This is a genomic window from Halochromatium glycolicum, assembly GCF_016584085.1.
Lineage (GTDB): Bacteria > Pseudomonadota > Gammaproteobacteria > Chromatiales > Chromatiaceae > Lamprobacter > Lamprobacter glycolicus.
Map to the genome: position 1 here is coordinate 1 of NZ_NRSJ01000057.1, position 25,766 is coordinate 25,766.

Consider the following 25,766-nt stretch of genomic DNA (forward strand, 5'->3'; position numbering starts at 1 on the left):
GATGGCGTACCGGCTCAAGAAACTCTCCGAATACGTCCGTGGTTGGATGGGCTACTTCGGCATCTCGGACTACTACCGGCCGATTCCCGAGCTGGACCACTGGCTGCGGCGGCGCATCCGCCTGTGCGACTGGAAACAGTGGCGCGGGGTGCGCAATCGCATTCGCCAGTTGCTGGCCCTGGGGTCGTCGAAGCGTGCCGCGATCTGGACGGGCATGAGCTCCAAGAGCGACTGGCATCTGTCCCGCTCGCTGGGCACGCAAACCGGGATGACCAATGACTGGCTGAAAGGCCAGGGCTTGATCAGCATTCGCGATCAGTGGATGAAAGCGCATGGCTATGCCTAAAGCGTCGTGTGCTCCCTTCTTGTGAATCGCCTAGTGCGGACCCGCATGCTAGGTGGTGTGGGGAGGGCGGGCTAAACACCCGCCCTTACCCGATTCGGTGATTTTGTTTCTGTACGCCATTGCTTTTTGACTGATTTCTTCAAGACTTAAATCTTCGTCCATGTCTTGGCGCCAATTAGTATAGTCAAAAGGCTCTCGTTGGATTAGGGCGATGAAGCGCTCTGCTTCGACATTCCCTAGATGCTTCGCAAGCACCTGGTAACCTTTAGTTTTTATTTCTGTATCGGTGATCATGCCAACACCTCTTTGATGAACCCAATTGGATCGGTGACTTTGATTCCTTGAATAAGTGCGGCCTTTTTCAAGACTCCATCATCTGTTGTTAGAAAGTAATCTGAGCCAGCCTCTATGGCGCATGCGATATGCAATGAATCGATTTTCTTGATCCCTTGTTCTTGCAGCATCGCTGCCACGCCAAGCACCTCTCTACTTTCAATAACATCGTCAACAGCGTACTTTCGCCATTCTGCGATCTGCTCCCTTCTTTCCCTGAATGGGTTTTTGCTGTTCTCATAATCTAATATGTACGACCATATGAGTTCATGCATTCCATTCCGCGTTTCTTCCTGAATTTTCAATTTTGCTTCTGCTTCAAGCCGTATCCGAAGATGCGATTGATCATCATAAGGTCGATTGAAGCAACAATTATCAAGGTAGATTTTCATTTTGACATCGCGGTGACCTATGGGAAGCCTTGCTCACCGAACAGTTAACTAGGCAGCAGACTGCATGTAGCGTGCTACCCTGTAGACAGCCTAGCACAAGATTGGCCCGACTCAATGCATACTCGGAACCCGCGTCCGAACTCATCCAACCCGGGGGCTCGCGTCTCGTCGCCGCGCCGTGAGTCCGGTCGGCCGTCAGGCTGGGATCGATACCTGGAGTTGCTCGAGCGGGAGAGGGTGCCGGCGAGTGCCCGTCGCTGGTACGTGCAGCGGGCGGAGGACTTCGTTGCGGCGGTTCGCCCGAAGCGGCTATCGGAGGTGTCGACCGAAGACATCACGGCGTTCTTCCCTCGTTATGCCCGTGAAAAGCGACTGAATGACTGGCAGTTTCGTCAAACCGTGGATGCGCTGCAATTGCTGCTCATTGATCTGGCGCAAGCTGCAGCAGCGCGCGCTGTCGATTGGGAGCATTTGCGCGAATCGGGCCGGGAGCTGGAGGCGACTCATCCGACGCGCGCCGCGGCGATGACGCCTGATGCCGCGGTTGAGGCCAGCCCGATTTATGCTAGGTCCACCGTTACGCAGCCGCTGCTGAAACGATTGGCGATGACGCTGCGGGCGGAGCGCTATGCGCTTCGGACAGAGCAGACTTACGTGGATTGGTGCCATCGTTTTCTGCAATTCTGTGGCACCGGCGGTTCTGATGAGTCGCTAAATACCGATGCCTTAGGTGCGGCAGACGTCGAACGTTTTTTGGCGCATCTGGCGACGGCTCGGAATGTCTCTGCCAGTACGCAGAATCAGGCGCTGAACGCGTTGGTCTATCTATTCCGCCGGGTCCTGAGGCGGCCGCTCGATGAGATGCAGTTCCGCCGCGCGCAGCGTCCGCCCCGAGTGCCGGTGGTGTTGACGCGGGACGAGGTGCGGGCATTGCTGGCGGCGCTGAGCGATACGCCCCAACTCTTGGCGCGGCTGCTCTACGGCACCGGCATGCGATTGATGGAAGGGGGCGCGGCAGTCTAGCGCGCGTTCAGCCATTCGCCGATGGCCGGCGTGACCTCTTTCTGCGCCTTGCCGCTGACGTAGATCCCGATGTGGCCGCCGGGGAAGGCGAGCTCGGTGTAGTCGTCGCTGCCGGTGAGGCCGTTGAGGGCCTTGGAGGCGTCCGGCGGGACCAGGTGATCTTGCATCGCGTAGATGTTGAGCACCGGGCAGCGGACCTGCTTGAGGTCGACCGGGCGCTCACCAACGCGCGCGGTGCCGTTGAGGAAGGCGTTCTGCTGGTAGAAGTCCTTGATGAATTGGCGGAAGGTCTCGCCGGCCTGGTCTGGGCTGTCGAAGATCCATTGCTCCATGCGCAGGAAGTTCTTGGCCTTCTCGGGCTTGTCGAGCATGTCGACCATGTTGACGTACTTCTGCCCGGTGAGGCTGAACGGCTTCAGCGATAGGAAGGTCCAGTTCAAGAGCTCGCCGGGGATATTGCCCATGGTGTCGACGGCCAGATCCACATCGACGTTCTGCACCCAGGTCGAGAGCAGGTTGTCCGGGGTCTTGAAGTCGACCGGGGTGACCATCGTCACCAAGTTCCGCACCTTGTCCGGGTGCAGCGCGGTGTACATTAGGCTGAAGCTGCCGCCCTGGCAGATGCCGAGGATGTTGATCTTGTCGACGCCGTGGGTGCGGCGGATGTGGTCGACGCAGCGGTCGAGGTAGCCGTTGATGTAGTCGTCCAGGGTCAGCGAGCGGTCGGCCTGGTCCGGATAGCCCCAGTCGATCAGGTAGACGTCCTGGCCGGTCGCGAGCAGGCCCTTGACCGTGGAGCGGTCCTCCTGGATGTCGGTCATGTAGGGACGGTTGACCAGGGCGTAGACGATCAGCAGCGGCACGCTCTGTTGGGCGACGTCGGCGGGGCGCTGGTAGCGGTAGAGGACCAGCTTGTCCTCGCGGTAGACGGCGTCCTTGGCGCTGACGCCGCTGTCGATGTCGCCGGCATCGAGCAGGTTCTGCATGCCCTGGCCGAGCTTGCGCGAATAGTCGAGCATCTCCTCGCCGAGCTTGTCGGGGCGGATATCGATCGGAAACATGCGGCGGTGCTCCTGTTGGGGTCTCTGAGCCGGGCGGCGGTGCGTATCGCTCGCGCTCGGTTGATCGGTGCTCTTGGATTCGGTGGTGACTGATGCAGTCTCGGCCCCGTGGCGCTTTGGCGCCGGAGCGGGGCCGACGGTGCCAGCGCGGTCACGCGAAAGCTGACGCAGTGCGTAACGGGCTGCCTCGCTCTCGGCCTTTGGCTGCGGCGGCATCAGCCGCCACTTGACTTGGCCGCGGTCTTCTTGCGGGCAGTGGTCTTCTTCGTCGTGGCCGAGCCGCTCGCGCTGGTCTTGCGTGAGCTGGGCTGGCTCGAGCTGGATTGGCTTGTGCCCGTTCGGCTTGCGCTGGATTGGCCCGCACCGGCCTGGCCCGCGCCGGCCTGGCTCGTCTTGGGTTGCGCGGCGCCGGGGGTTGGCGCGGTCGGCAGGGTCGCCAGCTTCTCGTGGATGCGGTCCAGCTCGTAGCGCAGCTGCTTGTTCTCGCGCCGGGTGTCCTGGAGCCGGTCCTGCAGGGTGCGCAGCTCGCCGCGGGTGGGCATGTTCATCGCGCCGAGCGACTCGTCGACCATCACCGAGAGCCGCTGCTTCAGCGCCATCTGCGCATTGACCAGCCGACCGTGCAGGCGGGCGTACTCGGGGGTGGCGACCTCTTCGGCGTAAACGGCCTCACAGCAGCCAATCCAGGTGTCGTAGAGGCCGCGCGCCGACTCGATGGTCTCGCCGGCCTCGGCCTTCTGCTGCAGCTGCTCGCGCAGCCGCTGCAGGGATTTGAAGCCGAGCTGGTTGAAGAAGGCGCTGTACTCCTGGAAGGCGCGCTGGTAGTCCATCCCGGTGCGCATCAGGTCTTGATACTGCGCCTGCTCCTCGCGGGTGTAGCCGAGGCCGGGCGCCGAGAGCATCCGGTCCAGCCCCTCCTGCAGCGGGCCGGGCATGCCGGCGTGCGGCATGTTGCGTAGCAGATCGCCCGGCATCATCGGCGACAGCGACGACATCATCCGCTGCCAGTTATCGAGCGGCAGCTCCCAGAAGCCGAGCATCCGTTTCATCGCCTCGTTGCCCTCAGTGTTGGCACCGCTGAAGGCTTGCTGCATGCTGTCGATGGTCTTGTTCAGTGCCTCCCAGGTGTTGGCGGTGTCGCCGGCGCCGAGGCCCTTGGTGAACTGCTCGACCATGCCGAAGTAGACCTGCCCTTGATCCATCAGGCGCTGCATGAAGGTCTGCGCGGGATCGCTGGCGGCCGGGGCCATGGCCTTGCGCCATTGCTCCATCGCCTGCATCCAGGGTGCCGCCATCCAGGGAGCCGAGGCACTACTCTCGTTGCCGGTGCCAGGACCGCTTTGTGCGGCGCTCATTGCCTGTTGGCCCAGATTGGCTAGGCTGTCCCAGTAGTCGCGTTGCAGCTTGAGCCAGCTGTCGTCAAAAAAGGGGTTCTGCGTCATGGTCTTCGCCCCTGCCAGGGCCTCCTCGCGTCATTTGCTCCGGAAGCTAGCACGGAAATTTGTGCACTGCAACAAAAGGCCGTAGACTCGACCAAGACCAACCGCTACCAATGAGAATTTCGAGGAGGATTCCCCATGCCTGAGAACGTCGTCATCGTCGCCGCCGCGCGGACCCCGGTCGGGAGCTTCGGCGGCAGCCTCGCATCGCTGCCGGCGACTGCGCTCGGCGCGACCGTGGTCAAGGCACTGCTGGAGCGCAGTCGGCTGAGCCCGGACCAGGTCGACGAGGTGATCTTCGGCCAGGTGCTGGCGGCCGGCGTCGGCCAGAACCCGGCGCGGCAGACCGCGCTCCATGCCGGTCTGCCGCACGCGGTGCCGGCGACCACGATCAACAAGGTCTGCGGCAGCGGGCTCAAGGCCGTGCATCTGGCGATGCAGGCGGTCGCGCTCGGCGAGGCCGAGGTCATCGTCGCCGGTGGACAGGAGAGCATGAGTCAGGCGCCGCACGTGGTCCCGGGCTCGCGTCAGGGCAAGCGCATGGGTGACTGGACCATGGTCGACACCATGCTCAGCGACGGGCTGACCGATGCCTTCAATCAGTGCCACATGGGCGTCACCGCCGAGAACATCGCGAAGAAGTACGATTTCTCGCGCGAGCTGCAGGATCGCTTCGCCGCCGATTCGCAGCAGAAGACTGAGGCCGCCCAGGCCGCTGGCCGCTTCGACGCCGAGATCGTTCCGGTCGAGGTGCCGCAGCGCAAGGGTGACCCGGTGATCTTCGACCGCGACGAGTTCCCGCGCGCGGGCGTCACCGCCGAGGGCCTGGCCAAGCTGCGCCCGGCCTTCGACAAGCAGGGTACCGTGACCGCCGGCAACGCCTCCGGCGTCAACGATGGCGCTGCCGCGGTGCTGGTGATGAGCGAGTCCAAGGCCAAGGCGCTCAGGCTGACGCCGCTCGCGCGCATCGCCGCGTTCGCCAGCGCCGGTGTCGATCCGGCGATCATGGGGACCGGTCCGATCCCGGCCTCGACCAAGTGCCTGGAACGCGCCGGCTGGGCGGTCGCCGATCTCGACCTGATCGAGGCCAACGAGGCCTTCGCCGCGCAGGCGTTGTCGGTCAATCAGGAGATGGACTGGGACCAGGAGAAGGTGAACGTCAACGGCGGCGCGATCTCGATCGGCCACCCGATCGGCGCCTCAGGCGCCCGTGTGTTGGTGACCCTGCTCCATGAGATGCAGCGCCGCGATGCCAAGAAGGGGCTTGCGACCCTATGCATCGGCGGCGGGCAGGGCGTCGCACTCGCGGTGGTGCGGGATTAGAGAGATGACGGAAGGCGCCGCTCCATCGGCGCTTTCCGTCTGCGGTTGGATGCCGTATCGGTCTGGATGCCCCGCACTGTTCAACCTGTATGCGGCTGAGCACGAAGGAATCGGTGAGCCGCGTTTGCCGGTTCGGGGCGATGTTTGGTCTGGATGGCCGCCTGATTCGGTGTCTCGTTCGAGGTCGCGGCGCCGGCATCGGGTTGAGTCGCCACCCTGCTGCGGATGACTGCCGCGCTTTCCTGTGGGCAGCGGATTGATCCCACACAGTTCGCGTGTCAAAGGGCTCGGCTACACTGAACCGCTTAACCAGTGGCTATGCAGTCTGGTGGCCGTGCAGGCCAGCGGCCATTCAGCCCATTGGTCATTCATTCCAGTGGCCATTCAGTCTGGACTCCCCGATGACCGCCGAGCGCATCATCAAGAAATACCCGAACCGGCGGCTCTACGACACCGAGGTGAGCCGTTACATCACCCTGGCCGACGTGCGCGCGCTGGTGATGCAGGGCACCGCGTTCCGCGTGTTGGATACGGCCAACGATGCTGATATCACCCGCTCGATCCTGCTGCAGATCATGCTGGAGGAAGAGACCGGCGGGGAGCCCCTGTTCAGTGCCAACATGCTTGCGCAGATCATCCGCTTCTATGGCGGGACGATGCAGGGGGTGTTCGCGCACTATCTGGAGCAGTCGCTTGAGTCCTTCGCGCGCCAGCAGAAGCAGCTCGCTGAAGGCTTGGGCAGCAATCCGTTCGAGCTGATGGACCGAATGACCGAGCACAACCTGGAGCTCTGGGCGAGCGCACAGAAGGAATGGCTGCGGGCGGCCGGATTCGACCACACTGATCCGCGCACAGACGATCGGAACGACACGAACGACGATTGAGTCGTCGCCTGTCCGATCCGCCCCTTTCGATCTCGGGCTTCTCTCCGGCGCAGTCGCCGAAATGCTGCACTGCAAAAAAATGTTGCCGCCAAGCCTTGACAACGGCGTGGGGGCTTACTATTGTGCAGTGCAACAAATGCTGCACTGCACAAACCGGAGCACTGCCATGAGCGCCAAAGACCAGATGAACACCTTCAACGAGCTGACCAATGAGAGTGTCGAGCGCATGACCGCGCTGGGTGAGCTGAACATGCGGGTCGTCGAGCGCATGACGAACCGTCAGATGGACCTGATGAGCCGCTTCATGGAGCAAGGCACTCGCTTTATGCGGGCTGCGACCGAAGCGCGCGGCTATAACGACCTCTACAAGGCGCAGGTCGAGATGACCAAGGAGGCCAGCGAGCAGATGATGAATGAATCTAAGGCCAACCTGCAGCTGGCAACCGAGGCACGGGATGAATACCGCGCCTGGTACGAAGACACCCTGTCCGGGATGCGCAAGCACGGCGCCGTTGCCGAGTCGGCCAGCGCCTGAAACGAAACACCGAGCGCGACACGTGCTGAGGGCGCAGGGGCCTCGGTCCCGCGCGCTCCTGTGCGCGCTGCGTCGACGCTCGGATCAGATCCAGGGTTGAGCTGTATGACAGATACGAAAACAGCCGCCGACGCTCAGCAGTCGGTGAACCGTGTGGCCTTGGTGACCGGCGGGATCGGCGGGATCGGCACCGCGATCTGTCGGCGCCTGACGTCCGACGGTTGGCGCGTCGTGGCCAACCATCATCCGTCCGAGCAGGAAGCGGCTCAGTCATGGCGCAACGACCTCGCCGGTGAAGGCTTCGAGATTGCGACCATCGCCTGCGATGTGTCCGACTTCGCTGACTGTGAGCGCATGGTCTCCGAGATCGCGACTCGCCATGGGCCCGTCTCGGCATTGATCAACTGCGCCGGTATCACGCGCGACAAGACCTTCAAGAAGATGGAGGCGTCGCAATGGAACGCGGTCATCGACGTCAATCTGAACAGCGTGTTCAACGTCACGCGGCAGGTTTGGGAAGGGATGCTCGAGGCCGGCTTCGGCCGGGTGATCAACATCTCCTCCGTCAATGGTCAGCGCGGCCAGTTCGGGCAGGCCAATTACGCCGCGGCCAAGGCCGGTATGCATGGGATCACGATGACGCTCGCGCAGGAAGGTGCATCCAAGGGGGTCACCGCCAACACGATCTCGCCGGGCTATGTCGAGACCGCAATGACGCTTGCGATGCGTGATGATGTCCGCGAGGCGATCGTCGCCAGCGTGCCGATGCGCCGGATGGGCCAGCCCGAAGAGATCGCCAACGCGGTCGCCTTCCTCGTCGATGAGGCCAGCGGTTACATCACTGGCGCAAACCTGCCGGTCAACGGCGGGCTCTTCATGCACTGATGTCGGGTCTTCGCGGAGCCATCTCTCGCAAGTGGCTCCGCAACTCCATGTCCTCCTCGTCTCTCCCTAGAGACAGTTCCGCCCGGCATCCCCTGCCGGGCTTTTTTTGGTCAACCGAAGCGACCGGTGATGTAGTCTTCGGTCAGCTTATGCTGCGGTTGATTGAAGATATCGTCGGTGGTGCCGACCTCGATCAGATCGCCGAGATGGAAATAGGCGGTGCGCTGCGAGACGCGCGCAGCCTGTTGCATCGAGTGCGTGACGATCGCGATCGTGTACTGCTGGCGCAGCTCGTCGATCAATTCCTCGATGATCGCGGTGGCGATCGGGTCGAGGGCCGAGCAGGGCTCGTCCATCAGGATCACCTCGGGCGAGACCGAGATCGTGCGGGCGATGCAGAGGCGCTGCTGTTGACCGCCTGACAGACTGGTTCCGGGCGCATCGAGCCGGTCCTTGACCTCTTCCCAGAGCCCCGCGCGCTTGAGGCTGGTCTCGACCAGCTCATCGAGCTCGCTGCGATTGTTGGTCAGGCCGTGGATGCGCGGCCCATAGGCGATGTTCTCGTAGATCGACTTTGGGAACGGGTTCGGCTTCTGGAAGACCATACCGACCTGCGCCCGCAGCGGAACGACGTCGATGGTCCGATCCTGGATCTCCTGGCCGTCGAGCTTGATCGAGCCGGTGACCCGGGCCGCCGGGATGGTGTCGTTCATCCGGTTCAAGCAGCGTAGGAAGGTCGACTTCCCACAGCCGGACGGTCCGATCATCGCCATCACCTCGTTCTTGCCAATATCGAGGCTGACGTCCTTGATCGCATGCTTGTCGTCATACCAGACATTGACGTCTCGGCAGACCATGCGTGGGTTCGGGGAGCTGATCTCACCGACGGTGACTTCGCGAGCCTGCTCTTCAGCAAGCTGATCGGCGGTGAGCTGGGAGGGCTTCACGGCGATGGCTTCTGGGGTCGTGTTCATAGGGGTTTCGGGGTTTGAGGGCATGGCGATTGGATGCGTAGACATGGCGCGGTGCCGCAAGCGACGCAGATACAGCCAGCCATCAGTCAAACCCCCATTCTAGCTCGAATGGTGGTGCGCTTGGGGCTGGAGGGCTGCAGCGAATGGTGCAGCCGGCGCCAGTGTCGGTCTGCGCATGGAGCGATGCGCCCTGATCATCTGGGACATGCGCTCATCGGTTTCGGGCTTGCCCCTGATCCCTCGGGCCTGCCGCTGCGGTCCGGCGCGAGGTCCAGGCTGCGCCGCCCGTTCTCGCGTCTCTCGGGCGATTCGGCTGGTCGAGGTCGGCAATGGCGCTGGCGTGGCTCACGCCTGGCGGCGAAGAGGTTGCGCAAGCCTCGATCGCCACGAGTGCACGGCATAGTCACCAGCGCCGCTCGAAGCGCCGTCGCAGCAAGACAGCGGTCAGGTTCATCAGGATCAGGAACGCGAGCAGCACCATGATCGCGGCCGAGGTCCGCTCGACGAAGCCGCGCTCGGGGCTGTCGGCCCACAGGAAGACCTGCACCGGCAGCACGGTTGCCGGGTCGGTAAAGCCCTGCGGGATGTCGACGATGAACGCGATCATGCCGATCATCAGCAGCGGCGCGGTCTCGCCGAGCGCCTGTGCCATGCCGATGATGGTGCCGGTCAGCATGCCTGGCAGCGCCAGCGGCAGTACATGATGCACCTGCGTCTGCAGCGGTGAGGCGCCGACACCGAGCGCGGCCTCGCGGATCGACGGCGGGACCGACTTCAGCGCCGCCCGACTGGCGATGATGATCGTCGGCAGTGTCATCAGCGTCAGCACCATCGCTGCGACCAAGGGGGTCGAGCGCGGTACCCCGAAGAAATTGATGAACACCGCCAGCCCGAGCAGGCCGAAGACGATCGATGGCACCGCGGCGAGGTTGTTGATGTTCACCTCGATCAGGTCGGTGAGCCGGTTCTTCGGCGCGAACTCCTCGAGATAGACCGCGGTGCCAACCGCGATCGGGAACGAGAATAGGAGCGTGAGCAGCAGGGTGTAGAACGACCCCATCAGCGCGCCGGCGATGCCCGCCAGCTCGGGCTCGCGGGAGGAACCGTTGGTGAAGAACAGGGTGTTGAAGCGCTTCTCCACCCGGCCCTGGGCATCGAGGGTCATCACCCAGGCGACCTGCTGGTCCTTCAGACGCCGGTCGGTCTCGGGCACCGGCAGCTCCAGCAGCTCCCACTCCTGCGGTGCGGCGGCGGCGGTCGATGTCAGCGGCACCAGGGCCTCGCCGGTGACCGCGGTCGGACTGACCGTTTGCAGCTTGACCAGGCCGCCATTGATGCGGACCAGCCAACTCGGCATCTCATCGTCGAGATTCTCGGCGCCCGCCGCGATCGTGCTCTCCAGCTCGGTCAACTCGGCGGCAGTGCGCTCAATGCTGCGCACCACATCGTCTTCGCGATCGTCCAGCCGCTCCAGTCGTCCACGCAGGCTCTCGAGCACGTCGGCGGAGCCGGCATCGCTATCGGCGGTCTGCTCGAGACGGGCCTGCAGTTGCGCGCGCTGATCGGCGATCTCTGCGCGTGTGCGCTCGAGCCGCTCCAGCTCGCGCGAGTGCTGGTCGGCCTGTCGTTGCAGGTGCTCGGTGAGCGAAGCCCTGACCAGATCGAAGTCGGCGCTGCTCGAGCTGATTCGGACCTCCCCCGAGGCGGCGCTCGGGGTCGCGGTGCCTTCGGGGCTGATCCGGTCGACCGGTGTCGAGCGGCCCTTCATGAACATGTCCACGTCATCGTCGGCAAGCAGCCAGACCGAGCGCTCGCTGCCGATCAGCGAGGGGTCCTCGCTGACCATCTGCCGAAGCTGCTGCGGCGCACCCGGGCTGATCAGGTGATAGAGCGCGCGCCGCTCGCGGCGGCCCGAGACCGCCGGGAATTCGCTCTTGAGTCCGTTGCGCGCGAGCTTGTTGAAGTTGACCCGCAGCGTCTCCTTGGCGATAGCCTCAGGGGTCAGGTCGCTGCCCGCGATGGTGCCGTCCGGGTCGATCTCCGCGGCGTCGAACTGCACCGGCAGCTGGATATAGGTCTGGGCGAAGGCGGTCCAGCCTTGAGCGATGATGTTGCCGAACAACAGCAGCACGAAGCTCAGGCCGAGGATCACGGCGCTGAGTCCGAGCAGCTTGAAGCGCCGCTCCGCCGCATAGCGGCGTTTCAGGCTGGCATTGACCAGGTCGATGGCACGGGCGTCACTCATACTGCTCTCGGTACTTGCGGACGATATGAAGGGCGATTGCATTCAGCGCCAGGGTGACGACGAACAGGGTCAGCCCCAGCGCGAATGCCGCGAGGGTCTTGGCGCTGTCGAACTCCTGGTCGCCAGTGAGCAGCGTGACAATCTGGACCGTCACCGTCGTGACACTATCGAGCGGGTTGGCGGTCAGGTTGGCGGCGAGGCCGGCTGCCATCACGACGATCATGGTCTCGCCGATTGCGCGCGAGACCGCGAGCAGGATGCCGCCGACGATGCCCGGCAGCGCGGCCGGGAAGATCACCCGGCGGATGGTCTCCGATTGGGTTGCGCCGAGCGCGTAAGAGCCATCGCGCATCGCCTGCGGCACAGCGTTGATCACGTCGTCCGAGAGCGACGAGACGAACGGGATGATCATGATGCCCATCACGAGTCCGGCGGCCAGTGCGCTCTCCGAGGCGACATCGAGCCCAATCGACTCGCCGAGGCCGCGGATGAACGGCGCGACGGTCAGCGCGGCGAAGAAGCCATAGACCACGGTCGGGATGCCGGCGAGCACCTCGAGCACGGGCTTGGCCAATGAGCGCACCCGCCGCGGTGCGTATTCCGAGAGGTAGACCGCCGAGAGCAGCCCGATCGGCACCGCGACCACCATCGCGATCGCCGAGATCAGCAGGGTGCCGGTAAACAGTGGAATCGCGCCGAAGGCGCCCGAGGCGCCGACCTGATCGGCCCGCAGTGCGATCTGCGGGCTCCAGTTGGTGCCGAAGAAGAACTCGGTCCAGGGGACCTTTTGGAAGAACAGGATCGACTCGAACAGCACCGAGAGTACGATCCCGAGGGTGGTCACGATCGCGATCGACGAGAACATGACCAGGATCACCATCACCGTGTTCTCGACGCGGTTGCGCGCGCGGAACGTCGGCGATGTGCGCCACCATGCCAACGAGAGACCGATCATCGCGCTGGCGAGCGCAAGCACCCAGAGGGCGGCCTCGGCCAGCGTATTGAAGCGGCTGTAGGCGTCGGCTGCGGCTTGCACCGCGGGTGTGATCTCGCCGGAGGTGATGTTCCCGGTCGCGAGATTCTTGATGTCGTTGATCATCAGCCCGAGTCGGCCTTCCGACAGCTCGGCCGTCATGGCTTCGGGCAGCTGATTGACCATCAGCATCGTGACGATGCGGTCCTGTAGGCCGGTCCAGACGAGCAGCAGCACGAAGGCCGGCAGCCCGACCCATAACGCCGCGTACCAGCCATAGTAGCCGGGCAGCGAATGCAGCCGATTGATCCTGGAGACCCCGCCGGCGACCGAGATCGCCCGCTTGCGGCCGATCTGGTAGGCAGCGGCCATCGCGGCCAGGATGAAGAGGAGAAGGAGCGACGCGCTCATAGATTCGAGCCCGCTAACAGCTTGGATACCATTGGAAGTCGTATCGCCCGGGGAGCACCGGGCTGAAAACACCGAGCCGGCGCCCCTGTTCGGAGACGCCGGCCCGGTGGGGATCAACCCTTGGGCTCGGTCACGAGACCGCCCCCCAGGGCTGATCAGCACAGCCCTGACAGTTTACTTCGGCGAGGACATCGGCTCCATGTTCTGAGCCGCGCTGGCGACCTTTTCACGCATGTCTTCCGGCAGCGGGATCAACCCCTTGTCGGCCAGATAGCCCTCTGGGCCCCAGGCGTTCTCGCTGGTGAACTCGGCCACGTACTCCTCCATGCCCGGAATGGTGCCTACATGGGCCTTCTTGACATAGAAGTACAGCGAGCGCGAGACCGGATAGTCCCCGGACGCGATCGAGTCGAAGGTCGGCGCAACGCCGTTGATCATCGAGCCCTGCACCTTGTCGGTGTTCTGATCCAGGAAGCTGAAGCCGAAGATACCGAGGGCCTCGGGGTTGGCATCGAGCTTCTGCACGATCAGATTGTCGTTCTCGCCGGCCTCGACATAGGCGCCGTCCTCGCGGACACCATGGCAGACCGCCTTGTACTTCGACTTGTCTTCCGACTTCATGTCCTTGATCCAGTCGAAGGTCTTGCAGCCGCCTTCCATCGCCAGCTCGGCGAAGGCGTCACGGGTACCAGAGGTCGGCGGCGGTCCGAGCACCTCGATCTTGGCGTCGGGCAGGTCCGGGTTGACCTCCTTCCAGGTCTCGTACGGGTTTGCGACGAGCTCCTCGCTGCCGTCGGGATTCGGCACGTCCTTGGCGAGCGCGAGGAAGATATCACGCAGGGTCAGGTCGAATTGCTCAGCCTCTTTCGAGTTGGCCAGCGCGATGCCGTCATAGCCGATCTTGACCTCGACGATCTCGTCGACACCGTTCTCCTGGCACTTCTCGAACTCGGAGACCTTGATTCGGCGCGACGCGTTGGTGATGTCGGGATGCTCGACACCGACACCGGCGCAGAACAGCTTCAGGCCGCCGCCCGAGCCGGTCGACTCGATCTTCGGCGTATTGAACTCGGTGGTGTTGCCGAACTTCTCAGCGACGGTGGTGGCAAAGGGGAAGACGGTCGAAGAGCCGACGATGTTGATCGTATCGCGGGCGAGGGCCTGCGTGGACATCGACGCGGCTCCGACGACGGCGACCGCGATCAGGGACTTCTTCATGGGGTGACTCCGTCAGATGATGAATGGAGTCCTACATTCTCAACGGTTTCTGTTTAGCGAACGTGACGTTCATGTTGCGATTTGATGACAGCCCTGTGTGCCCCACCTCTAAGGAAGGTCTCCCGATCAATGAAGCGCAGAGCCCCCTTCGGCTCGCGGGTCAGCGCACCGAGGTTAGCAACTGCACAAAGTCCATCGTCGCGGTGAAGAAGTCGTCTTCAGTATTGCCCTCGCAGTGCGCGCGAGTGCGTCGCATCGCGGCCTCGATGCCGGCACCGCTGAGCAGGTCCTCATCGAGGGCGAGGTTCAAACCGGAAACGAAGCCCGTCAGCCAATCCTCGTAGCGTTGGTACTCGGCGGCGTCACCGGCATCAGCCGCCTCGCATGCGCTGAGGTAGTCGGCGCAGCTCAGTACGCCATAGCCCCAAAGCGTTGGCGGCGAGGCCGCAAATGCGGTGCCGAGACCGAGTGACAACGTCAGCACGATCGTGGCGCCGACTCCGGTGCCGGCGATGGGTGCCGAGCATGCTGGCCTGCCCTTATCAACTGCCGATGCTGTTACCATTTCCCAATTTGTGTCCGCCCCAAATGGGCATTCAGGAGACCGGTTGAGCCGATGCGCGTCTTGATGATCTCTGACGTCTACTTCCCCCGAGTCAATGGGGTGTCGACGTCGATCCAGACCTTCGGCCGAGAGCTGATTGCCAAGGGTCACCAGGTCACGCTGATCACGCCGAGCTACGGCGTCGATACGGCCGAGCCCTTCGAGGTTCTGCGCATGCCCGCGCGCTCGATCCCATTCGATCCCGAGGACCGAATGATGCTCTGGCGCCACCTGCGTGAGCAGCGTGCCGGCCTGCGCGCGCAGCGTTTCGATCTGGTTCACATCCATACGCCTTTCGTTGCCCACTACGCGGGTCGGGCGCTTGCGCGTTCGCTGGCGATCCCTGTGGTCGAAAGCTACCACACCTTTTTCGAGCAGTACCTGGACAAATACATCCCGCTGGTGCCGAGCGCCTGGCTGCGTTATGCCGCTCGGCGCTTCTCGGCGGCGCAATGCAATGATGTCGACGCGTTGGCGGTGCCGTCGCAGGCGATGCTCGACGTGCTCACCCGCTACGGCATCCGCACCCCGGCCGAGGTGGTGCCGACCGGGATCGATCTGGCCAAGTTCGGACAAGGCTATGGGGAGCGCTTTCGGCAGCGATGGGGGATCTCGACCGACCGGCCGCTGCTCGTGCACGTCGGTCGCCTGGCATTCGAGAAGAACTGCGATTTCCTATTGCGGATGCTGGTCCACGTCAAGGCCGAGATGCCCGATGTGCTCTTGGTGATCGCCGGTGACGGTCCGGCGCTCAAGCGCTTGCAGCGGCTGACGCAGCGGCTCGAGCTGCAGCAGCAGGTGCTCTTCACCGGTTACCTCGCGCGCGATGGCTCGCTCGAGGATTGCTACAGCGCCGGCGATGCCTTCGTGTTCTCCTCACGCACCGAGACCCAGGGGCTGGTGCTGCTGGAGTCGATGGCGCTGGGCACGCCGGTGGTCGCAATCGCCGAGATGGGCACGCGTGAGGTGCTGCGGGACAGTGAGGGCTGCTTGATCGCCGAGAACGATGAGGCGCAGTTCGCGGCCCAGTGCCTGCGCCTGCTGCGCGAGCCGCATCTGCGCGAGCAGCTGGCCGCCAGCGCCCGCGCCTACGCCCGCAGCTGGTCGGCCCCGGTACTCGCCGAGCACATGATCGACTTCTATGCCGGGACGCTGTTGCGGGTCGAGAAGCGGTTGCGCGAGCCGATGGGCGGACTCGGCGTTGCCGTCGGCGAGCGTGCGGCGGCATTATCGGCGATGGCTGGGGAGGCGGGCGATGAGCCGCGTTCGCTCGCGGCGTCTGTCGTTTCCACCGAAGATTGACTGGGCGGTTTGCGGCATGAGCATTTCCGCCGATTAGCCAAACGCCTTAGAAGCCCTAACAGAATGCCTCCCATAGCCTGATAGATCAGGAGGTTGCGCGAGGCAAGCGGCTGTTTCGATAGGGTCTCTAAGACGCAAACGGGCACTCGGCGCGTTGTTCTGCTGAGCAGCCGCCGTACAGACTGTCCGGAGTGCTGATGAGCCTCGGCTTCGCTTGGTCACTCCGACCCGGGGCGGGCTCACAGCGAACCGAATGGGAGCCGATCATGAAGACCGAAGACGTCCTCGACGCATTCACCATGCTCGACGACTGGGATGCGCGCTACGAATTCATCGGTGAGCTCTCACGGGAGCTGGTTAAGATCGCCGATGATGAATACACCGACGCGAATCTGGTCCCTGGCTGCAACACGCGCACCTGGCTGAAGGCCCGTCCGCAGCCGACCGATCCTTCCTGCATCGAGTATCAGGCCGATGCCGAAACGCCGCTGGTGCGCGGTCTCGTCGCTTTGCTGCTGGTGCCCTTCCAGCACCGGACGCCGGAGCAGGTCCTCGCGACCGATCCGACCGGCTATATCGGCCAGCTCGGTCTGGCCGAGCATCTGAGTCCGAACCGCCAGGCCGGCATGGAGCATTTCATCGAGCGTGTATATCAGCTCGCTCGCGCCCAGCAACAGGCGGTCTGAGCGCGAATGGCTGCTTGCGGGGGCTGAATCTGAGACCCGGCCGGATCGGCCTACTTGCGGGCGCGCGGGGCGGACGCAACGGCGCCCCCCTCACGGGGTCTGCGACGATGCAGCAGCGCTGCGGCGCTTCCCTGCCCGTACGGCCGTCTTCGGTCTATATCCGGCGGGTCTGCCGGCGTAGACTAGCCCTTGGTTCGCCGCGGATGTTGTCTCGATGCGTATCGTTGAAGTCGTCGCTCCGGAGCGGTATGCAAAGGAGATCATCGGCATGGGCCGCTTCTACGGCGCGGCCGATCTCTGGTGGGGGCCGGCCAATGCCGATGGCCGTCAGGCGTTTCGAATGCTGGTGCCGGACCCGGCGCGCCAGCGCCTGCTCGATGCACTGGAAAGCCTGCTGGAGCGGGATGCAGCGGCGCGCCTCGTCGTGCTCTCGGTCGATGCCACGCTTCCGCGCTTGAGCGCAGAGACCGAGGAGCAGGACGAGCAGTCGCGCCGGTCTGAGGCGATCAGCGCGACCCGCGAGGAGCTCTACACCGAGATCGCACGCGGCGCCCGTCTGGATGGCAACTATCTGCTGCTGGTGATGCTATCGACCATCGTCGCCGCGATCGGGCTGGCCGAGGACAACGTCGCGGTGGTGATCGGCGCGATGGTGATCGCACCACTGCTCGGGCCGAACATCGCGTTTGCGTTTGCGACCTCGTTGGGCGACAAGGCGCTCGCGGCCCAGGCGCTAGTGACCAGCGTAGCCGGTCTTGGGCTTGCGCTCCTGCTGGGCTTGCTGATGGTGCTGCTCTGGCCGATCGATCTGAGTGCGCCCGAGATCGTGGCTCGGACCGAGGTCAATCTGGCGAGCGTCGCCTTGGCGCTCGCCTCCGGCGCGGCTGCTGTGCTCTCGCTCACCACCGGGCTCTCCTCGGCGCTGGTTGGCGTGATGGTGGCGGTGGCGTTGCTGCCGCCGACGGCGGTGCTCGGCATGCAGCTCGGCAGCGGTCATTGGGAGCTGGCGACGGGGGCTGCGCTGCTGCTCGCGGTCAATGTCGTCTGCGTGCTGCTCGCGGCCAAGCTGGTGTTCCTGAGCCGTGGCGTAAAACCGCGCACCTGGCTCGAGCGGACCAAGGCCAAGCAATCTCAAGTGCTCTACATCGGCCTTTGGGCCGGGCTCCTCGCGATCCTGATCGCCATCATCCTAGCCCGCAGCCCCGTCCCTTTCGTCGGTTAGCGAGCCTGCCCTGAAGGGCTGACTCGACTGTGCCCGATATGCTGTGTTCATCTGCGGCCGTCGCCGTCGGCTTGCTGTTCCTGTTGCTTGGACTGCTCTGCCTGATCCTGCCGCTCGGCGTGCACTTCGGTTTTCGGGCACCACGGGTGCCAAAGGTCTCGACCCCGGCGGATCGAGGGCTGAGCTATGAACAGGTGCGGCTCCCGACAGTGCGGCGACGCTGGCTCTCGGCTTGGCTGCTTCCGGCTCGGCTCCAGGAGCCGGCGGCGAACAGCGGCTGGCGCGCGCAGTGCACGATCCTGATGCTGCACGGCTGGGGCAGCAATTCCGAGCAGATCCTGCCGCTCGCGGTGCCGCTGGTCGGCGCCGGCTTCAACGTGCTGCTGCTGGATGCGCGTAACCACGGTTCGAGTGACGGGGACACCTTCTCGTCACTGCCGCGGTTTGCCGAAGACCTGGAGCAAGGCATCCGATGGCTGAGGCATCACCAACCGGCCCGTGCACGGAGCCTGGCGGTGATCGGCCATTCGGTCGGCGCCGGCGCGGTCCTGCTCGCGGCGACGAGAACCCCGGCGATCGACGCCGCGATCAGTCTCTCCGCGTTCGCCCATCCGCAGGAGGTCACGGCGCGTTTCTTGGAGCATCTGCCGCTGCCGCGCGCGTTGGTCAGCCTCGTTGCGCGCTATGTCGAATGGCTGATCGGCTACCGCTTCGACGCGATTGCGCCGCTCAATACCATTCGCCGAGTACCTTGTCCGGTATTGCTGATGCACGGAACCGCCGACCGCACGGTGCCGCTCTCCGATGCCGAGCGCATCTATGCCAATCGGCTCAGCGACCGCGTCCGCCTGATCCGGGTCCCTGATGCCGACCATGGCTCAACGGACCGGATCGAGCAGCATGCCGACGGGCTGCTGAGGTTTCTCGCAGACAGTCTTGCGCCGGGTAGGGCAACGCGAGAGACCGAGGCGGGGAGCAGGCTGCCGGCGACTGGTACAGGCTCCCCGGCCGATGGTTCCGATGCTTCGGGCGTCAATCCTTGATCGATGCCATTGCGCGGTCGAGCCGCTCGCGTACCTCGGCCGCCAGTCCCGGCACCTGTGGGTTGTCGACCAGCTCGAGGACATCGAGCGGATTCATGTAGAGGACGTTCACTTGCCCATCGTCGTCCTCGCGAACGACCACGTTGCAGGGCAATAGCACACCGATGTCGGGCTCGGCACTGATGGCCTTGTGGGCGAAGGTCGGGTTGCAGGCGCCGAGGATGCGATAGGGCGCCTGGTCGACGCCGAGCTTGGCCTTGAGCGTGGCGGCAACGTCGATGTCGCTGAGGACGCCAAACCCCTCCGACTGCAGAGCCGCGGTCACGCGGTCGATGGTCTCATCGAAGCCGGTATTGACCTTGGTCGAAACGCCGTACATATCGGGATCTCCTGAGGATGCGATGCCTATCGGCAGAGTGGATTATCGCCGGGCTGGAAAGATGGGGATGGATGGCAGCCGTTGCGAGCCGGCCGCAGCAGCGCCCGCCGGCCGCTGCGGGCGGCCGGCGGGCGCTCTCGGTAGGACTGTAAGGGGTTGAGCGCTGGGCTCGAGCGGGCGGGGGTGGGCCCGCCATGCGCCAGCAGAACCAAGTGCTGTGTTCAAGCGGTCCGAGGCTTGAAGCCTGGTTGCATCCAGGGCGTCGTCGTCTCGGGCAGATCGCAGCGTGGTGCGTGCTCGAGCAGCTCGACCCAGCTTTCCTCGGCTTGGCCGATCGCGTCCAGCAGGCCCAATGGCCCGGCACTATTGATCGCTGCCTGACGCCACTGTGGCCCGCGGACCGGTTCGCCGGCGTAGCGGCGTGGACGCGGCCGCTCGGCATCGGCTCGGGCGTTGAGCTCGTCCTGTCGCTTCTGTTGGGACATAAACTGCCGGACATGCAGCTCGGCCAAAATGTTCATGGATGTCATGGTGGGTTCCTCCTGAGGCAGTCATTGGGAGCGGGCGTGCGAGCCTTTTCGTTGTGGCTTGTCGGCTCGCACGACTCCCTGCCAGTAGACCTTGATTCGCGCTCGGGCGCCTGATGGCGCTGCTATCTCACCTTGACGTCGAGCACCTCCTCCCCGTCGGGGTCCGTCACATGGACCGCACAGGCGATGCACGGATCGAAACTGTGCACCGTGCGCAGGATCTCGATCGGCTGTTGGGCGTCGTGCAGGGCATGACCAGCCAGGGCCGCCTCGTACGGGCCTTCCTGCTCTTGGGCATCGCGCGGGCCAGCGTTCCAGGTACTCGGGACAACGGCCTGATAATTCGCGGTCTTGCCGTTCTCGATCACGATCCAATGACCGAGTGCGCCGCGCGGGGCCTCCATGCGGCCGACGCCTTGAGCCTTCTTCGGCCAGGTCTCCGGGTTCCAGAGCGCCTCGTTGAAGGTCTTCACATCGCCGGCGCGGATATTCGCGACCAGGTTGTCATACCAGCCCTGCAGCTCGTCGACGATCAACGCGGTCTCGAGCGTGCGTGCAGCGGTGCGGCCCATGGTCGAGTAGAGTGCCTCGATGGGCAGCTCGAGCTGCTGCAGGGTGCTGTCGACCAGCGTCTTGGCCTTTTCATTGCCCGTGGTGTAGAGCATCAGCATCCGCGCCAGCGGGCCGACCTCCATCGGTTTGCCCTTCCAGCGTGGCGTCTTGAGCCAGGAGTACTGGTTCTCGACATCCAGCTGCTTGTAGGGTGGCTCCGGCCCGGTGTAGGCGAAGGTGGTCTCGCCTTGGTACGGATGCAGGCCGGCGTCTTTGCCCGCCTTGTAGTCGTACCAGGCGTGGGCGACAAACTCCTGGATCTCGGCCTCAGCATCGAGGTCGACCGGCTCGATATGACTGAGGTCGCGGTTCAGGATCACGCCGGCCGGGACCAGGTAGGAATCCGGATCGCCGTAGCCCTTCGCCGGGAAGTCGCCGTAGGTCATGAAGTTGCCGACGCCCTCGCCCTGCTGGAACCAGTCCTTGTAGAACCCGGCAATCGCGATGGTGTCCGGCACATAGACCTGGTGCACGAAGTCCTGCATCTTATCGATGATGTTGCGCACCCGCTCGAGGCCGACCACGTCGAGCGCGGTGCCGGCCTGCTTGCCGGAGTCCAGGCTGATCGCGCAGGGCATGCCGCCGACGCAGAGGTTCGGATGCGGGTTCTTGCCGCCGAAGACCGCGTGGAGCTCGGCGACATCCCGCTGCCAGGCGAGGGCATCGAGGTAATGGGCGACCGCCATCAGATTCGCCTCGGGCGGCAGCTTGTAGGCCGGATGACCCCAGTAGCCGTTGGCGAAGATGCCGAGCTGACCGGCCTCGACGAAGCCTTTCAGCCGCTTCTGGACGTCGCTGAAATAGCCGGGTGAGGTCTTCGCATAGGTGCCGATCGACTGCGCAAGCTCGGACGCCTTCTTCGGATCGGCCTCGAGCGCGGCCAGCAGGTCGACCCAGTCCAGCGCGTGCAGGTGATAGAAGTGCATCACATGGTCATGCACGTACTGGGCGCCGATCATCAGGTTGCGGATCAGCTCGGCATTGGGCGGGATGCTGTAATCGAGGGCGTCCTCGACCGCCCGCACCCCGGCGATGCCATGGACCAGCGTGCAGACCCCGCAGATGCGCTGCACGAAGGCCCAGACCTCACGCGGGTCCCGACCCTGGACGATGGTCTCGAGGCCGCGCACACTGGTGCCGCTCGAGTAGGCCTGCTCGATGGTGCCACCATTCATCTGCGCCTCGATGCGCAGATGACCTTCGATGCGGGTGATGGGATCAACAACGACGCGGGCACTCATGCGGCAGCTCCTCGGGCTTGGCCTCTAGCGGTGGTCTCATCCTCGATCAGGTGGTCGGCGACCAGCTCGACCAGGCTATGCAATTGCTTGTCCCAGTGGTTCTTCTGGCGGCCGGCCTCGAAGTTGAGCCGGCAGCTCGCGCAGCTGACGACAACCGATTCGGCCCCGGTATCGTTGACCTCGCGGATCTTGATCTTGAACGACTCATCGCGCAGGCGGGTGGCGTTCTCGAGCAGGAAGATCCCGGCGCCGCCGCCACAGCACCAGTTGTATTCCTTATTCGCCGGCAGTTCGACGAGATCGGCGTCCATCGCCTTGAGCACGGCGCGGGGCTCGTCGAAGGCACCGCCGCGACGACCGGTCTTGCACGGATCGTGATAGGTGACCTTGCCCTCGAGCGGGCGCAGCTTGAGGTTGCCGGCCTTGGCCTGCTTGCCGAGGAACTCGGACATGTACATCATCTCGAACGGCAGCTCGCCGCTGCTCAGCATCGGGTTCCACCGCAACGCCGGATAGGCGTGGCCACACTCGGCGATGACCAAGGTCTTGGCGCCGACCTTCTGCGCGGCCTCGATGATCGGATCGACCTGATGCTTCCAGAGTGACATGTCGCCCGAGAGCAGTCCGAAATTGGCGCTCTCGAACCCGTCCGAGCGGATGGTCCAATCGATCCCGAGGTGGTTCATAATCTTGGCGGTGGCGAGCAGGCCGTTGCCGTTCGCGACCAGATCGACCGCGGAGCTCAGCACCATCACATCGGCCTTGTCCTTGTCGAGCGGGATCTCGACCCCTGCCTGCTCGCGGATCGTGTCGACCATCTGCTTCAGCGCATCGGGCGAGGAGCCGAACACGGTGCCCATGTTCTTCTGCTCCATGCGCAGGGCCGCAAGCTCCGGCGGCACCAGCTCGGCAGCGACCATGGCGCTGCGCATGTGATGGACCAGCGAGGCGGTGTCGATGCCCATCGGGCAGACCATGGTGCAGCGCCCGCACTCGGAGCAGGAGTCATAGATCAGCTCGCTGGCCTCCTCGAAGTCGGACAGCTTCACCGGCTTCGAGACCAGCCGATGCCACCAGCGCATCGGGCTGATCTCGCGCTGATAGACGCGCCGATAGAGGTCCATCTTGCGCATCGGCGCGTACTTGGCCTCACCGGTCGCCTGGAAGTAATGACAGGCATTGGTGCACTGGCCGCAGTGGATACAGCTCTCGAGCCAGACCGCCTCGTCGGCGTTGGTCTCCTCGATCAGCGTATCGACGGCGCCCTTCAGGCGCTGCTCGTCGCTCTTGGTCGGCTGCGGCGCCATCTCGCGCAGCATGCCGATCTGGCCGGCGAGGCCCTGATAGACCTGCTCGAAGGTCGGAAACACGGGTGTCGTGGCGGTGGCAGTGCTCATATCCGAACCCCCTTATGGGCGTAGGCCAGCCCGCTCTGCGCGCGGGAGAAGATGAACCAGAACGCATGCATCAGTTTGCTGAACGGCATATAGGCGAACAGCAGCGCGGAGCTCAGGATGTGCAGTGCGAGCATGGTCTCGTAGCGCAGGCCAACATGGGCGAAGGCCATCAAGCCGGTGAGCAGGGGCAGCGCGACGACGACCCAGGCGACGTAGTCACCGACGGTCGAGTTGTAGATCGCCGGCTTGGCGAGGCGACGGAAGATCAGCGCGAACAGGGAGGCCAATGCGATGGTGCCGAGTGCGACGCCCAAGAAGTTCGGCATCGCTGGCCAGGACAGGCCCGTGAGGCTTTGGATGAACTCGATGTGCGGAACGATGCCGACGATGACCAGCAATAGCGCGATGTGGAACACATAGGCAACCACGGTTTGATAACGCGTGGTGGTCGTGAACTCACCGGCCGGCCAGGCGCGGCTGAACACCGTGCGATAGCCCTTGAAGTTGCCGAAGGCGTCGCGCGGGCGCGACATATCCGCGCCGCGGGTGAGCACGAGGACGCCGAGCAAGCGCAATGCGAAGCCGGCGACCATGATGATGAGCGCGGCATGGATGGCAGGGCCGCGGGCGAATTCGAGGAGACTCATTGAGCGTTTCTCCAGCTTAGGTGGTATGAGTACTTTTTCTTGCCTTGGTGGCTGACTCCGGCTGCCGAGCCCGCTGCTCTGCAGGTGCGCCGTCAATCGCACTCTTGAGCAGCTCGCGACAGCATCCGTGCTGTCCACGTCCGTTTCGGCCCTTGCTCGACAACCTCTGGGCTTGTCGTGTTCGGCAGTCGTTGCCGGGAATCCGAGCCGAGGTGGCGTCGGTTATTCGTCGCCGTGCGCCCCCTCGGCAATCTCTGTCTTCTTGCGTCGCGCGAGGTAGGCGGCACTGGCACCGGCGGCGGCACCTGCGATTGCGGCAGCACCGAGCTTCGCGCCATCGCCGAAGTTGCCCTTAGCGACCGAGTCGTAGACGCCGCCCATGTCCCAGAACCGCGGCTCGGAGCAGCCGATGCAGCCGTGGCCGGACTGGATCGGGAAGCTCACGCTGTTGTTCCATTTGACGTGGGCGCAGGCGTTGTAGGCGATCGGCGCCTTGCAGCCGAGCTTGTAGAGACACCACCCCTTGCGTGCACCCTCGTCGTCGAAGGTCTCGGCGAACTCGCCGCGGTCGTAGAACGGCCGTCGATAGCAGCGGTCATGGATGTTCTCGCCGAAGAACGCCACCGGGCGACCAAGGTGATCGAGCTCGGGCAATTTGCCCATGGTCAGGTATTGCGCGATGACACCGGTGATCGCCAGCGGCATCGGCGGGCAGCCCGGCACATTGACGATCGGCTTGTCCTTGATGATGTCGCCCGTCGCGACGGCGTTGGTCGGGTTCGGCTTCGCCATCGGGATGCCGCCATAGGCTGAGCAGGTGCCGATATTGATCACCGCGGCCGCATCGGCACAGACGTGCTCCAGACTCTCTTTGTTGCTGTGGCCAGCAACCGTGGAGCAGTACTCCATCAACGGAATGGAGCCGTCGACCAGCACCAGATACTTCCCTTTGTTGGCGTGCATCGCCTCTTCGAGCGCGCGCTCGGCGGCGTCGCCGGCGGCTGCCTGCAAGGTGTGGTGGTAGTCCAGCGAGACGAAATTGAACAGCAGGTTCTCGATGGTGGGTGCATGCGACCGGGTCAGTGCCTCAGTACAGCCAGTGCATTCCTGAAACGACAGCCAGATCACGGACGGCCGGCGTGCGCTCGCGAGGGCCTCGGCCATTGCCGGCGCAATGCCGGCCGGCAGGGCCATTAACGAGGCAGTCGTCGAACAGAACTTCAGGAAAGCGCGGCGGCTCACCCCTTGGCTGTGGAGCAGTCCACCCAGGGTTGGCTCACTCGGCATCTCGGGATCTCCTTAGGTAGTTATCTGTTAAATATCGTAATGCGTATGAATGATTCGGCTGATGGACCAGTCTGAACGTCGAGCTAGAAGCGGTTGTATTTCTTGCTGTTTTACTAGGTTTTCTCTCGGTGTTGCTGGTGTGTCATTACTCTAGTTGCTCTGCGCAGAAATGCAGTGCCTTTGGGTTTGGTCTTTTGATTTTGATCAGTCATGTTGAATGAAGCAAGTGCTTTTTCATCATTCGTGTTGGTATGTAAGTGAGCAGCAATTCTATGTATTGCTTATCTTCTGATTCTGTTGAGCACAGGGTTCTCGCAAATAATTATTTGCTAATTTGGGTAAGCTGCTGAATAGGGCCAGCGGTGGGCGAGGCGGGCGCTTGACAGCTCTCGCGTTGGTGGCAGGAATCCATCTGTTTCGGAAGCGAACGGGCGCTTGAGCTGAGCGGAGAGGCTCAGGCGTTGCAGTCGTGCTGCTGCGAGGGGAGCGTGGGCTGCTTAGGCGATTTCTGTCAAAGCTCATACCGCCTTGCTGGTCTTTTCGCTCGCCTTCTTCGTCGCGCCGCCGGTCACATAGCCCGGCTATGCTCCCGGCGACGCTCCTCGAAGGCAAACGACAATCCTGCGCAATTCGGTACGAGCTTTTCCTTGCGCCAGGCAAAGCCTGGAAGAGGGGGATGATCGCGAAATGATTTGAGTGATCGGAAACCTCTTATTGTGACCCGCCGGGTGAAAGTCCCGAACCGGAAAGGACTGGCCATCCACCGGAACCGAG

General features: G+C 63.8%; 24 protein-coding genes and 2 pseudogenes. 10 read left to right on the forward strand and 16 right to left on the reverse strand.

Annotated elements, in window-relative coordinates; genetic code table 11:
• Positions 1-346 (forward strand): group II intron maturase-specific domain-containing protein (locus CKO40_RS20990; protein ID WP_200348409.1); only part of this gene is annotated, 346 nt, incomplete at its 5' end.
• Positions 347-394: 48 nt separating this feature from the next.
• Here CKO40_RS20990 and CKO40_RS20995 read toward each other — a convergent pair.
• Both CKO40_RS20995 and CKO40_RS21000 read right to left on the reverse strand, forming a co-directional pair.
• Positions 395-640, reverse strand: a complete 246-nt coding sequence (locus CKO40_RS20995; protein WP_200348410.1) for a hypothetical protein — start codon at positions 638-640, stop codon at positions 395-397.
• Positions 637-1,071: a PIN domain-containing protein gene (locus tag CKO40_RS21000; protein ID WP_200348411.1), complete on the reverse strand. Its 435-nt coding sequence runs from the start codon at positions 1,069-1,071 to the stop codon at positions 637-639. Before CKO40_RS21000 ends, CKO40_RS20995 begins: the two co-directional genes overlap by 4 nt.
• Before the next feature lie 219 nt (positions 1,072-1,290).
• Here CKO40_RS21000 and CKO40_RS21005 point away from each other — a divergent pair, with 219 nt between their 5' ends.
• On the forward strand, positions 1,291-2,094 hold the full coding sequence (locus CKO40_RS21005; RefSeq protein ID WP_242477226.1) for a phage integrase N-terminal SAM-like domain-containing protein: 804 nt from the start codon (positions 1,291-1,293) through the stop codon (positions 2,092-2,094).
• Here CKO40_RS21005 and CKO40_RS21010 read toward each other — a convergent pair.
• Entirely contained in the window at positions 2,091-3,155 is a 1,065-nt protein-coding gene (locus tag CKO40_RS21010; RefSeq protein WP_200348412.1) for a class III poly(R)-hydroxyalkanoic acid synthase subunit PhaC, read from the reverse strand. The genes CKO40_RS21005 and CKO40_RS21010 overlap by 4 nt on opposite strands.
• Before the next feature lie 215 nt (positions 3,156-3,370).
• Positions 3,371-4,597 carry a class III poly(R)-hydroxyalkanoic acid synthase subunit PhaE gene (gene phaE, locus CKO40_RS21015; RefSeq protein ID WP_200348413.1) on the reverse strand — a complete coding sequence of 409 codons (1,227 nt, stop codon included), beginning with the start codon at positions 4,595-4,597 and terminating at the stop codon, positions 3,371-3,373.
• A 135-nt stretch (positions 4,598-4,732) separates the two neighbouring features.
• On the opposite strand from phaE, the gene CKO40_RS21020 reads away from it, so the two are divergent.
• The 4 genes from CKO40_RS21020 to phbB all read left to right on the forward strand — a co-directional run bounded on the left by CKO40_RS21020 (position 4,733) and on the right by phbB (position 8,221).
• Positions 4,733-5,917 (forward strand): acetyl-CoA C-acetyltransferase, encoded by a 1,185-nt coding sequence (locus CKO40_RS21020; RefSeq protein ID WP_200348414.1) that lies wholly within the window; start codon positions 4,733-4,735, stop codon positions 5,915-5,917.
• A 401-nt stretch (positions 5,918-6,318) separates the two neighbouring features.
• Positions 6,319-6,801: a polyhydroxyalkanoate synthesis repressor PhaR gene (phaR, locus tag CKO40_RS21025; protein ID WP_200348415.1), complete on the forward strand. Its 483-nt coding sequence runs from the start codon at positions 6,319-6,321 to the stop codon at positions 6,799-6,801.
• Positions 6,802-6,967: 166 nt separating this feature from the next.
• Entirely contained in the window at positions 6,968-7,336 is a 369-nt protein-coding gene (locus CKO40_RS21030; protein WP_200348416.1) for a phasin family protein, read from the forward strand.
• Positions 7,337-7,441: 105 nt separating this feature from the next.
• Positions 7,442-8,221, forward strand: a complete 780-nt coding sequence (phbB, locus tag CKO40_RS21035; protein WP_207173786.1) for an acetoacetyl-CoA reductase — start codon at positions 7,442-7,444, stop codon at positions 8,219-8,221.
• A 110-nt stretch (positions 8,222-8,331) separates the two neighbouring features.
• Here phbB and pstB read toward each other — a convergent pair whose 3' ends face one another.
• From pstB to CKO40_RS21060, 6 genes and pseudogenes are all read right to left on the reverse strand, one after another.
• Positions 8,332-9,195, reverse strand: a complete 864-nt coding sequence (pstB, locus tag CKO40_RS21040) for a phosphate ABC transporter ATP-binding protein PstB (protein WP_200348417.1) — start codon at positions 9,193-9,195, stop codon at positions 8,332-8,334.
• A gap of 403 nt (positions 9,196-9,598) precedes the next feature.
• Positions 9,599-10,405, reverse strand: a pseudogene (gene pstA / locus CKO40_RS24655) (phosphate ABC transporter permease PstA); the annotation flags it as partial.
• 552 nt (positions 10,406-10,957) lie between these two features.
• Positions 10,958-11,482 (reverse strand): annotated as a pseudogene (locus tag CKO40_RS24660) (DUF3333 domain-containing protein); the annotation flags it as partial.
• A complete protein-coding gene (pstC, locus tag CKO40_RS21050; RefSeq protein WP_200348419.1) occupies positions 11,433-12,824 on the reverse strand; it encodes a phosphate ABC transporter permease subunit PstC in 1,392 nt (463 codons plus the stop codon). The pseudogene CKO40_RS24660 and the gene pstC, both read right to left, overlap by 50 nt.
• Positions 12,825-12,998: 174 nt before the next feature.
• On the reverse strand, positions 12,999-14,042 hold the full coding sequence (locus CKO40_RS21055) for a substrate-binding domain-containing protein (RefSeq protein ID WP_200348420.1): 1,044 nt from the start codon (positions 14,040-14,042) through the stop codon (positions 12,999-13,001).
• Positions 14,043-14,202: 160 nt separating this feature from the next.
• Complete coding sequence (locus CKO40_RS21060) at positions 14,203-14,526, reverse strand: hypothetical protein (RefSeq protein WP_200348421.1); 324 nt, start codon at positions 14,524-14,526, stop codon at positions 14,203-14,205.
• Between the two features lie 132 nt (positions 14,527-14,658).
• Here CKO40_RS21060 and CKO40_RS21065 point away from each other — a divergent pair, with 132 nt between their 5' ends.
• The 4 genes from CKO40_RS21065 to CKO40_RS21080 all read left to right on the forward strand — a co-directional run bounded on the left by CKO40_RS21065 (position 14,659) and on the right by CKO40_RS21080 (position 18,899).
• Positions 14,659-15,948, forward strand: a complete 1,290-nt coding sequence (locus CKO40_RS21065; RefSeq protein ID WP_200348422.1) for a glycosyltransferase — start codon at positions 14,659-14,661, stop codon at positions 15,946-15,948.
• Positions 15,949-16,214: 266 nt separating this feature from the next.
• Positions 16,215-16,634 (forward strand): SufE family protein, encoded by a 420-nt coding sequence (locus CKO40_RS21070; protein WP_200348423.1) that lies wholly within the window; start codon positions 16,215-16,217, stop codon positions 16,632-16,634.
• 214 nt (positions 16,635-16,848) lie between these two features.
• Positions 16,849-17,856, forward strand: coding sequence for a TIGR00341 family protein (locus CKO40_RS21075; RefSeq protein WP_200348424.1), 1,008 nt, complete (start codon positions 16,849-16,851; stop codon positions 17,854-17,856).
• 38 nt (positions 17,857-17,894) lie between these two features.
• Positions 17,895-18,899: an alpha/beta hydrolase gene (locus CKO40_RS21080; protein ID WP_200348425.1), complete on the forward strand. Its 1,005-nt coding sequence runs from the start codon at positions 17,895-17,897 to the stop codon at positions 18,897-18,899.
• On the opposite strand, the gene CKO40_RS21085 is transcribed toward CKO40_RS21080, so the two are convergent.
• The 6 genes from CKO40_RS21085 to CKO40_RS21110 form a co-directional block, all read right to left on the reverse strand.
• A complete protein-coding gene (locus tag CKO40_RS21085; RefSeq protein WP_200348426.1) occupies positions 18,889-19,278 on the reverse strand; it encodes a DUF302 domain-containing protein in 390 nt (129 codons plus the stop codon). The two genes, CKO40_RS21080 and CKO40_RS21085, sit on opposite strands and share 11 nt — an antisense overlap.
• A 221-nt stretch (positions 19,279-19,499) precedes the next feature.
• Positions 19,500-19,808, reverse strand: a complete 309-nt coding sequence (locus CKO40_RS21090; RefSeq protein WP_200348427.1) for a hypothetical protein — start codon at positions 19,806-19,808, stop codon at positions 19,500-19,502.
• Between the two features lie 122 nt (positions 19,809-19,930).
• Positions 19,931-21,661, reverse strand: a complete 1,731-nt coding sequence (locus CKO40_RS21095; protein WP_200348428.1) for a nickel-dependent hydrogenase large subunit — start codon at positions 21,659-21,661, stop codon at positions 19,931-19,933.
• A complete protein-coding gene (locus CKO40_RS21100) occupies positions 21,658-23,058 on the reverse strand; it encodes a (Fe-S)-binding protein (protein ID WP_200348429.1) in 1,401 nt (466 codons plus the stop codon). The genes CKO40_RS21095 and CKO40_RS21100 overlap by 4 nt, the downstream gene beginning before the upstream one ends.
• Positions 23,055-23,705: a respiratory nitrate reductase subunit gamma gene (locus tag CKO40_RS21105; RefSeq protein ID WP_200348430.1), complete on the reverse strand. Its 651-nt coding sequence runs from the start codon at positions 23,703-23,705 to the stop codon at positions 23,055-23,057. The genes CKO40_RS21100 and CKO40_RS21105 overlap by 4 nt, the downstream gene beginning before the upstream one ends.
• Before the next feature lie 222 nt (positions 23,706-23,927).
• The gene (locus CKO40_RS21110; RefSeq protein ID WP_200348431.1) at positions 23,928-24,992 is read right to left on the reverse strand and encodes a hydrogenase small subunit; all 1,065 of its coding nucleotides are present in this window, start codon (positions 24,990-24,992) and stop codon (positions 23,928-23,930) included.
• Positions 24,993-25,766 lie beyond the last annotated feature (774 nt).